Source organism: Nonomuraea angiospora, from assembly GCF_014873145.1.
Taxonomy (GTDB): domain Bacteria; phylum Actinomycetota; class Actinomycetes; order Streptosporangiales; family Streptosporangiaceae; genus Nonomuraea; species Nonomuraea angiospora.
The window spans coordinates 8,080,041-8,090,492 of the sequence record NZ_JADBEK010000001.1 but is presented as its reverse complement, the minus strand read 5'-3'; the positions used below and the strand labels follow the sequence as shown (position 1 = coordinate 8,090,492).

The window sequence follows — 10,452 nt, the reverse complement described above, 5'->3', positions numbered from 1 at the left end:
CGTCCTCCTGGTCACGATCCGGGCCGGAGCCCGGCCCTGCGGTATTCCGTGGGGGAGCACCCGACGTACCGCCGGAAGGCGCTGCGCAGGGCCTTGGCGGTCGGGTAGCCGGTGTGCGCGGCGATCACGTCCACCGGCAGCGCCGAGGTGGACAGCAGCCGGCGGGCGTGCCGCAGCCGCAGCCCGGTCAGGTGCCGCAGGAACGTCGTCCGCCGCTCCTCCGCGAACAGGTGCGAGATGTAGTACGGGCTCGCGCTCACGGCCTGCGCCACGGTCGCCAGGCGCAGCCCTGGATCGGTGTAGTGCTCCGCCAGGTACGCCTCGGCCAGCGCGAGCACGTCACGCCGGGGCGCGGCCGGCATGAGCCGGCCCAGCGTCTCCCGCAGCCAGATGTGCAGGTAGGAGCGCTCGTGGATGTCCCCGACCATGATGATGTCCTCGATCGGCAGCCGGGCGCAGGCCTCCACCCAGTCCGTCGACCCGTCGGCCAGCCTGCTCCGGTTGGCCACGTCCACCACGAAGAGCAGCTGGCCGATGAGCCAGTTGCGCAGCGTGCGCGGATCGGCCCCGGGCTCCCTGGCGCACCTGTCGACCCACCCCGCCAGCAGCCCCGCCGCGCCGTTGCGGTCACCGGCGCGGACCCGCCTGGTCAGCTCCTGCTCGATGCGCACCGGAGGGGTCGGCGCGGCGCTCTCGTGCGCGGGCGGCGCGATCACCCGGTCGCCGCCGAGCACGAGCTTGTAGTCGTTGACCCGCCTGGCGTCCCGCTCCGCCGCGACGTGTTCGAGGCTGGGCCCGCCCAGGCTGACCGTGGCCGTCCACGCCGTCTCGCGGACGATCCTGGCCCGCAGCTCCTCGGCCAGCTCCTCCGCGTCGGACATCAGCGCGCCAGGATCGGCGCCCGACAGCATGATCAGCCACTCCTCCGGGGGCCGGGGGTGGCAGGTCGCGTCGCGGCGGGCGCTCGTGGCGGCGCGCACCGCGTGGTCGGCGCGCTGGAGCTGGCGCAGCGCCCACGGCCGGCCACGGGTCTTCTCGGAAACCATGAAGTCGTCGATGTCCACCAGGGCAGCCACGGCGTAGGTCATGCCTCTACTTTAGGCGGACCGAAATTTGACCGTATTCACCAGCGTCCCGATTCCCTCCACCGTGGCCCGCATGGTGTCGCCGTCCTTGAGCGGGGCGATCCCGGCGATGGTGCCGGTCGCGATGAGATCGCCGGGCATCAGCGTCATCCCGTCGGACAGGTCGGCGATGAGCCGGGGCAGCCCGAAGACCATCTGCCGGGTGTTGGCCCGCTGCCTGACCTCGCCGTCCACCTCCAGGGTCAGCTCCAGCTCCTGCGGGTCGGGCACCTCGTCCACCGTCGCCAGGTACGGTCCCGCGGGCGCGAAGGTGTCGAACCCCTTCGACTGGTCCCACGGCACGTTGCGGGCGATGTTGGCCAGTTGGAGGTCGCGGGCCGTCATGTCGTTGATCACGGTGTAGCCGGCGACGGCCTCGCGCCACCGCTCGGCCGGCAGGTCCCTGGTCACCTTGCCGATGACCACGGCCAGCTCCACCTCGTGCTCCAGGTGGCGGGTGCGGGCGGGGGCGACGACCGGGTGGCCGTGGCCCACGAGCGCGGACGGCGGCTTGAAGAACAGCACCGGCTCCGGCGGCACCTCCAGGCCGCTCTCGTCCGCGTGCTCCTGGTAATTCAGCGCCAGGCAGCAGATCTTCGTGCAGGTGGCCACGGGCGGCTCGAAGACGACCGCGCCCTCGTCCAGCGTGGGGCCGTCGTGGCCGGCCACCAGCTCGGTCAGGCGGTCGAGCCCGTACGAGTCCAGGGCCGCCACCGGGTCGGACCCGAGGTCGGCCAGGCTCACGAGCTCGCCGGGCGCACGCCGGGCCACCAGCTCGACGGGGCCGGAAGCGGTGCGCCGAATGCGTCCAAGAAACATGTCCGTAAGCCCATCAAGGCCCTGTGACCTCCACAAGCACCGAAATTTGCGCTTAGACCCGCTTCTTGCTCTCTTTCTTGTGGCCGGGCGAGGTGCCGCCGTTGGATGGTCGGCATGACCCGCACTCTGGACGTCAGCCGCGACCTCTACACCCATGCCCAGCGCTACATCGCGGGCGGCGTCTCCAGCGACGCCCGCCGCACCGCGGGCGTGCCGCTCTACGTGGACAGGGCATCGGGAGCCAGGCTCTGGGACGTCGACGGCAACGTCTACACCGACTACGTGCTCGGCCAGGGCCCGGCGCTGCTCGGCCACTGCCCGCCCGCCGTGGTGGAGGCCGTCGCCGCGCAGGTGGCCCGCGGCATCGTCTACTCCGCCCAGCACGCGGCGGAGACCCGCGTCGCCGAGCGGCTGTGCGCGATGGTGCCCTCGGCGGAGCGCGTCCGCTTCAACACCGTCGGCTCCGAGGCCGCGCACGCCGCCTGGCGCCTGGCGCGCGGTTTCACGGGACGGTCCAAGATCCTCAAGTTCGAGGGCCACTACCACGGCTGGCTCGACCCGGTCCTCTACAGCGTCCACCCGTCCCTGGACGACGCGGGACCGCAGGACCACCCGCGCCCCGTCCCCGGCACCGCGGGCCAGCCGCCCGCCGCCGACCTGGTGATCTGCCCCTGGAACGACCTGGACGCCCTGAGCGCCCTCATGGACGAGCACGCGGGGCAGATCGCCGCCGTCGTCACGGAGCCGGTGCTCTGCAACACCGGCGCCATCGAGCCGGACCCCGGCTACCTGCAGGGGGTGCGCGCGCTGTGCGACCGCTACGGCAGCCTGCTGATCTTCGACGAGATCATCACCGGTTTCCGGCTCGCGCCCGGCGGCGCCCAGGAGTACCTCGGCGTCAGCCCCGACCTGTCGGTCTTCGGCAAGGCGATGGCGGGCGGCATGCAGGTGTCCGCGCTGGCGGGGCGGGCGGCCGTGATGGACGCCATCTCCTCGGGCAAGGTCGCGCACGCCGGGACGTTCAACTCCCAGCCCGTCGGCATCGCCGCCGCCGAGGCCACCTTGCGCATCCTGGACGAGCGGCGCGAGGAGGTCTACGGCACCCTCTACGCGCGGGGCCGTCAGCTCATGGCCGGCCTGCGCGAGGCCGCCGCCCGCGTGGGGGTCCCGATGCTGGTGGACGGGCCGGGGCCGGTCTTCCAGACGTACTTCACCGACGCGCCCGCGGTGCGCGACTACCGCGACTTCGCCGGGACCGACCGCGCCATGATGACCCGCCTACACGCCGCGCTGCTCGACCGTGGGGTCAACATGGTGCCGCGAGGGCTGTGGTTCCTGTCCACCGCCCACACCGAGGCCGACGTCGCCGCCACCGTCGACGTCTTCGAGGACGCGCTTCGGTCGCTTCCGCTCGGTTGAGATCACCAGCGCCACGCCGGCCAGGATGACCAGGCCGCCGACGACCACCTGGGTCGTGATCGGCTCGTCCAGCAGGAGCGCGCCGAGCGCGACGGCCACCGCCGGGTTGACGTAGGCGTAGGTGGACACCAGCGAGATGGGGGCGTTGCCGAGCAGCCACGAGAACGCGGTGAACCCGATCAGCGACCCCACCAGGATCAGGTAGGCCAGCGCCACCCACGACCTGGTGGTGACGGCCGACACGTCGAGCCGCTCGCCGACTCCGGTGCCGAGCACCAGCAGCCCGGCGCCGCCCACGACCATCTCGACCGCGCTGGTGGCCAGCGCATTGGCGGGCATCTGGATCCTGCTCGACAGGAACGAGCCCACGGCCCAGGACACCGAGCCGAGCAGGACCACCACGATCCCGACGCCGCTGCCGCCGTCGGCGCCGGTCAGCGACAGCGCCGCGACCCCGCCGAGCCCGACCAGCACGCCCGCGAGCGTGAGCGGCTTGGGACGGTCGCGCACGGCGAACCTGAACACGACCAGCCACAGCGGCACCGAGGCCACCAGGAGCGCCGCCAGGCCCGTGGAGATGTACTGCTCGGCCACCGCCAGCAGCCCGTTGCCGGTGGTCAGCAGCAGCACGCCCACGACGGCCGCGCCGAAAAACTGCCGGCGCGACATTTTGAAGGCCGACGGCCCCGACCGGATCAGCAGGAAGCCGGCGAGCAGGGCGGCGGCGGTGATGAACCGCAGGGCCCCGCTGAGCATGGGCGGGATCGACTCGATCGCGACGCCGATCCCGAGATACGTCGAACCCCAGACCACGTAGACGACCGCCAGGGCGCCCCAGACGAGGACGGTGGGCCGGCTGTCAGTGGTGTCCGTACGCATGGCTCATGACTGTACCGGGCGACTCCGACAGAACTCCGGCAGGTATCAGACATCGCACTCTGGCGGGATATTAGCGATCCGAGGCATTCACGCCACTGTCCTCCCACCTGCGGAAAGTGACACGATCCTGCGAGTCACCCCGCCACGAAGGGAACGATCCCGTGATGTCCGACAACGCCGCCGCGCTCGCCCACTTCGCCGCCCGCCTCGCCTTCGAGACCGACGTCTCGGACGTGGCCGCCGACCTGGCCGCCGGGGTCCCCGGCGTCGTGGTCGTCGACTCGCGCAGCCGGGAGAGCTGGGACCAGGGCCACATCGAGGGCGCCGTACACCTCCCGACCGCCGAGATCGCCGCGAGGGCACCCGGCCTGGTCCCGAGGGAGGCCGCGGTCGTGACGTACTGCTGGGGCCCCGGGTGCAACGGCGCCACCAGGGCGGCCCTGGAGTTCGCGAAGCTGGGCTACCGGGTCAAGGAGATGATCGGCGGCTTCGAGTACTGGGCGAGGGAGGGCTTCCCCGTGGAGAGCGCCTCGGGCGTCACCCGGCGCCCCGTGGACGCCCTCACGGCGCCGGTGTCCGGCATCGACTGCGCCTGCTGACGGCGCACGGCCCGCAACGCCGGGCGGACCAGCCCGAAACCGGCCGCTTCCCTACCACGGCTCCAAGCCTCCGACCTGCGGAAACGCGCCGAGCCACGTGGTGTTGGACGAAACCGCGGCACCTCGGCCAGAAACACACAGCCAGAACGCGCGCGGGGGCGGAAGACCGACGCCTCAAAGAATTGGCGCCCCCGTCCGAATCCCGTCGATCGGGGGCACTGGAGAACATACCCGGATCTACACGGGTCAACCAATGAGTTCACAAGAGTCAATGCGTGAGTTCGCAAAGATGACACCGATTGTCAATGCCATCCTGTTCCCCAGGTCATACGAAAGCCCTCAACAGTCACACACGACTCCGTAATGCACACAGAGGGGCGGCGACTCCCCGCCGGGCACCAGACCAGCCCCGGGAGCGTTTCCAGCCTCAAAAGACGCCTCAGGCCCGTACGGCGGGCAGCACGAAGTGCCCCGCGGGCGCGGACCACGCCCGTGACGCTCGGTGCCGAGAGGCGGCCCGGCACCGAAACGCTCAGTCCCGGACCCTCATCGGGGCCCGAGCTTCTCCACGATCAGCCGGTACAGCTGGCGCGGACGGCCAGGCTGCGGTGTGCGGTTCGGCGGTAGCGGCCACGCGAGTCCCTCGTCAACCAACGTGCGCAGCAACCTTCGAGCCGTACGCGGCGTCACTCCCAGCATCTTGCCCGCGCCCTCGGCGTCCACCACGGTGTCTCCGCCTTCGAGCTTGGCCGCCAGCCGGGCCAGTACTTCCACTCCCTTCGGTTTGAGTGCGTTGGACCCGGTCGGTGGCATCCGCGGGGCCGGGATCAGCGCCCGCCCCTCGCGATCCACCGCGAATCCCTGTGCCTGTTTGCCCGCCTGCGTGCGGGCCAGTGCCGCCCGGGCGTGCGACTCCGCGTCATGCGTCGTGCGACCCATGCCCACGCCGACCTCGACCGCCAGTCCCAGCTCGTCCCTGATCCTGGCCGCGAACGGCAACACCCTGAACCCGTCCGTCGCCGCCGCGATCGAGCCCCTGGTAGCGGTAACCAGATAGCTGTGATCGTCGATGGGCCAGACGGTGGCGTTGATCCGGTTCGCCTCCTGGACCAGGAGCCGGTGCAGCGACAGCCGCAGCTCGTCGCGCCAGTAGCGGGGTGCCGCGCGGCGCACGGGTTCGCGCAGCGTCGGCACCTCCACCAGCACCACGGTGAGCTGTGACTCCTCCAGCCGGTGGTGTGCCCCCAGCAGCGCCGCGGTGTGCAGCGCCGTGCGGACCGCCCCCGAGGTCGGCCTGATCCTGATGACCGGCACGCCCGCGGCGTGCAGGCGCTCGGCCACCGCGGGCAGGCACGTCAGCGCCCCCGAGGTGGCACCCTGCCTGGCCAGACGTTCGTGGTAGGCCGCGATCGTGCCGGTCGCACCCGGCTCGTCGCGGCTGTGCACGTCCGTCGCGGGGATGCCGAGGTCGGTGTACGCCTCCTCGACATCTGCCCTGCTCACCACATCGATGCTGACCCGCTGGGGGTCGATCCGAGTGTCCAGCGCGGCCTTGGCCAACGCCGCCACCAATGCTGCTCCGCCGAGTTGGACGTACGTCGCCGGCATCGTCAGCACACCGGAACGCCTGGCCAGGTCATAAGGGACCGGGCTGGCGAACAAGCATGCGTCGACTCCGGGTCCGAGCCGCGTCACCTTGTCGGGCGCCTCCTGTTCGTCGCGGTATGCGGCCGCGACCAGGCGACACGGCAGCGGAGCCGCGGCATGACCCATCAGCATGACTCGCTCGACCAGGTCGTGGGGTCCGACCACGCCGATGGTGAGGTCCGGTGTCATAGCGCCCGGGCGTGACACTCGGGGAGTTTCTTCGGCCCTCTCGACCAATGTTCGTCCCATCCTGCCGTCCGTTGCAGTGCTCTCTTTTGGAACGATCGCTCGCGGGGGCCGTAATGTCACGCCCGACTTTTCCGGAAAGTCGTTCAGGTTGACCGCCCGACAAGATGTCCTAGCAGCTCAACGAGGTTTTTCTGGCGTTTTTTAGCGCTCTGAAATCTCTCGTGTAATGTCCGCACCGAGAGCGCGCATTCGGGCGGCGAGATGCGCGTGGCCGCGATCGATGAGGTATCCGGAGTCGATGTGGGTCTCGCCCTCGGCGGCGAGGCCGGCGAGCACCAGGGCGATGCCGGAGCGGAGGTCGTGGGCCGTCACCTGGGTGCCGATCAGCGGCGTGCGGCCGCGCACGATGGCCCGGCTGCCCTCGACCTCGACGTTGGCGCCCATCTTGTTCAGCTCTCCGGCCAGCGCGAACCTGCCGTCGAAAATGCGCTCGTGAATGTAGCTGGTGCCGTCGGCGAGCGCCGCGACGGTCATCATCGGCGACTGCAGGTCGGTGGCGAAGCCGGGGTAGGTGTCGGTGATGATGTTGATCGGGCGCAGCGGGCCCTCGCACCGCACGTGCAGGACGGCGCCCTGCCGGGCGAACTCGACGCCCATCTGCTCCAGCTTGTAGCGCACGACCCCGAGATCGAGGCCCGTGCCCACGAGGCTCAGCTCGCCCCCGGTGATCGCCGCGGCCATCGCGAACACGCCCGCGTCGAGCCGGTCGGGCATCACCGTGTGCTCGACGGCGTGCAGCTCCTCCACGCCCTCCACGGTGATGAACCCGGTGCCGCCGCCACTGATCCGCGCGCCCATCTTGGTCAGCATGTCGATGACGTCGAGCACCTCGGGCTCCAGGGCCGCGTTCTCGATCACGGTGGTGCCCTTGGCCAGGGCGGCGGCCATGATGAGGTTCTCGGTGCCGGTGTGCGACGGGGTGTCGAGGTAGAGGGTCGCGCCGGTCAGGCCGGACGCCTTGACGTGGATGACGGTCTCGCCCTCGTCCACGAGCGCGCCCAGCCGCTTGTAGCCGAGGTAGTGGAAGTCGAGGTTGCGGCTGCCGAGGTTGCAGCCGCCGATGCCCTCGATGATGGCCTCGCCCAGCCGGTGGAGCAGGGCGGGGGTGAACAGGACGGAACCGCGGAAGCGCCTGGCGATCTCTGCCGGCAGAACGGCGCTGGTCAGCCTGGAGGCGTCGATGACCAGCGTGCGCTCGGACTCGTGCAGCTCGACGTACGCGCCGACCGCCTCGGCCAGCTCGACCGCGCGGCGGACGTCCTCGATGATCGGCACATTGCGTAGAACGGTGCGGCCCCTGGCGGCGAGCAGAGCCGCACCGATCATGGGGAGCACGGCGTTCTTCGCGCCCTGGATGAACGCGGTTCCACGCAGTGCGTTGCCACCGCGCACGCGGTAACGGACCATTCGTGCGGCTCCTTGAAATCAACGGTCAGGCTCGATCGGGCCAACAGTAGTCGGTAACACCAACTGGCCCAGCCGAATCATCCGCTAAAGGAAGCCCCCGTGATGCGCTCATATGCTTCTAGGTATCGCTGCCTCGTGCGCTCCACGATGTGGTCGGGAAGCGCAGGTGGGGGGTTTCCGGAGGATTTGTCCCATCCGGATTCGGGCGATAGCAGCCAATCACGTACAAATTGCTTATCGAATGAGGGCTGCGCGCGGCCCGGCCGCCACTCGTCGGCCGGCCAGAACCGCGACGAGTCGGGGGTCAGCACCTCGTCGCCCAGGGTCAGCACCCCGTCGGCGTCCCAGCCGAGCTCGATCTTGGTGTCGGCCACGATGATGCCGCGTTCCGCGGCGATCTCCGCGCCGCGCGCGTAGACGGCCAGGGTGATCCGCCGCAGCTCCTCGGCGGTCTCCTTGCCGACCTCCTGGACGACCTGCTCGTAGGAGATCGGCTCGTCGTGCTGCCCCATGGGCGCCTTGGTGGACGGCGTGAAGATCGGCTCGGGCAACCGGGAGCCGTCCTCGAGCCCGGCCGGCAACCGGACCCCGGAGACCGTGCCGTCGGCGCGGTACTCGTTCAGGCCGCCGCCGGTGAGGTAGCCCCGCGCCACGCACTCGACCTGCACCATCGTCAGCGGCTTGCACAGCACGCTGCGGGAGTCGTCGCCCTGGCCCAGGATGTGGTTGGGCACGATGTCCTTGAGCTGGTCGAACCACCACAACGACATCTGCGTGAGGATGGCCCCTTTGTCGGGGATCTCCGGCTCCAGCACGTAGTCGAAGGCCGACAGGCGGTCGGAGGCGACCATCAGCAGCTTGCCGTCGTCGGTCCGGTAGAGGTCGCGTACCTTGCCGGAGTGCACGTGCTTCATCGGGCGATGTCCGTCCTGTGGTGGGAGCCGCGCAGCTCGATCCGATCGACGAGGTCATAGGCCGCCCGGCGCGCGCTCTCCTGGTCGGGCCCGTGGCCGACGACGGCGAGCACCCGCCCGCCGGCGGAGACCACGTCGTCGCCCTGCCGCGCGGTCCCGGCGTGCAGCACGTACGCGTCGCCGGTCTCCCGCAGCCCCGTGATCACGTCGCCCTTGACCGGCGCCTCGGGGTAGCCCTCGGAGGCGATCACCACGGTCACGGCCGAGCCGTCCTTGAACACCGGGTCGAGCCCCAGCTCACCCGTGGCGCACGCCATCAGCAGCCCGCCCAGCGGCGTCTCCAGCCGGTCGAGCAGCACCTCCGTCTCCGGGTCGCCGAAGCGCGCGTTGAACTCCACGACCTTCGGCCCCTTGGAGGTCAGCGCCAGCCCCACGTAGAGCACGCCCTGGTAGGGCAGCCCGCGCCGGGTCAGCTCGCCGATCGTCGGGTGCACGACCTCCCGCATGACCTGCTCGGTCAGCCCGTCGGGCGCCCACGGCAGCGGCGTGTAGGCGCCCATGCCACCGGTGTTGGGGCCCTGGTCGCCGTCATAGGCCCGCTTGAAGTCCTGGGCGAGCTGCAGCGGCACCGCCGTGCTGCCGTCGCACAGCGCGAACAGCGACACCTCCGGCCCGTCGAGGAACTCCTCGATCACCACCCGCTCGCACGCCCGCGCGTGCGCGAGGGCCTTGTCCCGGTCGCCGGTGACGACCACGCCCTTGCCGGCCGCCAGCCCGTCGTCCTTGACCACGTAGGGGGCCCCGAACTCGTCGAGCGCGGCGGCCGCCTCCTCCTCGGTGACGCACGTCCTGGCCCGCGCGGTCGGCACGTCGGCCGCCGTCATGACCTCCTTGGCGAAGGTCTTGGAGCCCTCGATCATGGCGGCGTCCCGCGACGGCCCGAAGCACGCGATGCCCGCGTCGCGCACCGCGTCGGACACCCCCGCGACGAGCGGCGCCTCCGGCCCCACGACCACGAGATCGACCCGCAGCCGCACGGCCAGCTCGGCCACCTGCCCGGGGTCGAGCGGATCGACGGGATGAAGGGCCGCGACCTGCTCGATGCCCGGGTTGCCCGGGGCGCAGTGGAGCTCGCTGACCTGGGGATCGAGGCTGAGGGAACGGCACAGGGCGTGCTCACGCCCTCCGGAACCAATGACTAGAACGCGCACGAGGTCCATTGTCGCAGGCCCGCAGCCAGGCACAGGCTGGGGCCTCGGCCACACCAATCGCCGGAATAGGGCCATAACTTTGTGGAGTTCTACCTGAGTCGAGACGGTCCTGGCGAGTATCGTCAAAGAAGTTCACCCGGCCGTGGTAAGTTAGGGCGGCTTCGCGGCGTCCCAATGTGATTGG

The 10,452-nt window shown here is 70.7% G+C and carries 8 protein-coding genes and 1 pseudogene; 2 read left to right on the top strand and 7 right to left on the bottom strand.

Annotation, left to right across the window (positions count from 1 at the left end):
* Positions 1 to 11 precede the first annotated feature (11 nt).
* Both H4W80_RS37035 and H4W80_RS37030 read right to left on the bottom strand, forming a co-directional pair.
* Positions 12 to 1,088 (bottom strand): helix-turn-helix domain-containing protein, encoded by a 1,077-nt coding sequence (locus H4W80_RS37035; protein WP_192789306.1) that lies wholly within the window; start codon positions 1,086 to 1,088, stop codon positions 12 to 14.
* A 9-nt stretch (positions 1,089 to 1,097) separates the two neighbouring features.
* On the bottom strand, positions 1,098 to 1,943 hold the full coding sequence (locus tag H4W80_RS37030; RefSeq protein ID WP_225963864.1) for a fumarylacetoacetate hydrolase family protein: 846 nt from the start codon (positions 1,941 to 1,943) through the stop codon (positions 1,098 to 1,100).
* Between the two features lie 105 nt (positions 1,944 to 2,048).
* Here H4W80_RS37030 and H4W80_RS37025 point away from each other — a divergent pair.
* Positions 2,049 to 3,287, top strand: a pseudogene (locus H4W80_RS37025) (aspartate aminotransferase family protein); the annotation flags it as partial.
* On the opposite strand, the gene H4W80_RS37020 reads toward H4W80_RS37025, so the two are convergent.
* Entirely contained in the window at positions 3,222 to 4,241 is a 1,020-nt protein-coding gene (locus H4W80_RS37020) for an EamA family transporter (protein WP_225963863.1), read from the bottom strand. The pseudogene H4W80_RS37025 and the gene H4W80_RS37020 sit on opposite strands and share 66 nt — an antisense overlap.
* A 164-nt stretch (positions 4,242 to 4,405) precedes the next feature.
* On the opposite strand from H4W80_RS37020, the gene H4W80_RS37015 reads away from it, so the two are divergent.
* Positions 4,406 to 4,840 (top strand): rhodanese-like domain-containing protein, encoded by a 435-nt coding sequence (locus tag H4W80_RS37015; RefSeq protein ID WP_192789304.1) that lies wholly within the window; start codon positions 4,406 to 4,408, stop codon positions 4,838 to 4,840.
* Between the two features lie 546 nt (positions 4,841 to 5,386).
* Here H4W80_RS37015 and H4W80_RS37010 read toward each other — a convergent pair.
* The 4 genes from H4W80_RS37010 to purD form a co-directional block, all read right to left on the bottom strand.
* A complete protein-coding gene (locus tag H4W80_RS37010; RefSeq protein WP_192789303.1) occupies positions 5,387 to 6,676 on the bottom strand; it encodes a GTP cyclohydrolase IIa in 1,290 nt (429 codons plus the stop codon).
* Positions 6,677 to 6,877: 201 nt separating this feature from the next.
* Positions 6,878 to 8,143, bottom strand: coding sequence for a UDP-N-acetylglucosamine 1-carboxyvinyltransferase (gene murA / locus H4W80_RS37005; RefSeq protein WP_192789302.1), 1,266 nt, complete (start codon positions 8,141 to 8,143; stop codon positions 6,878 to 6,880).
* 77 nt (positions 8,144 to 8,220) lie between these two features.
* Complete coding sequence (locus tag H4W80_RS37000; RefSeq protein ID WP_192789301.1) at positions 8,221 to 9,057, bottom strand: phosphoribosylaminoimidazolesuccinocarboxamide synthase; 837 nt, start codon at positions 9,055 to 9,057, stop codon at positions 8,221 to 8,223.
* On the bottom strand, positions 9,054 to 10,268 hold the full coding sequence (purD, locus tag H4W80_RS36995; RefSeq protein ID WP_192789300.1) for a phosphoribosylamine--glycine ligase: 1,215 nt from the start codon (positions 10,266 to 10,268) through the stop codon (positions 9,054 to 9,056). The genes H4W80_RS37000 and purD overlap by 4 nt, the downstream gene beginning before the upstream one ends.
* Between the last annotated feature and the right edge of the window lie 184 nt (positions 10,269 to 10,452).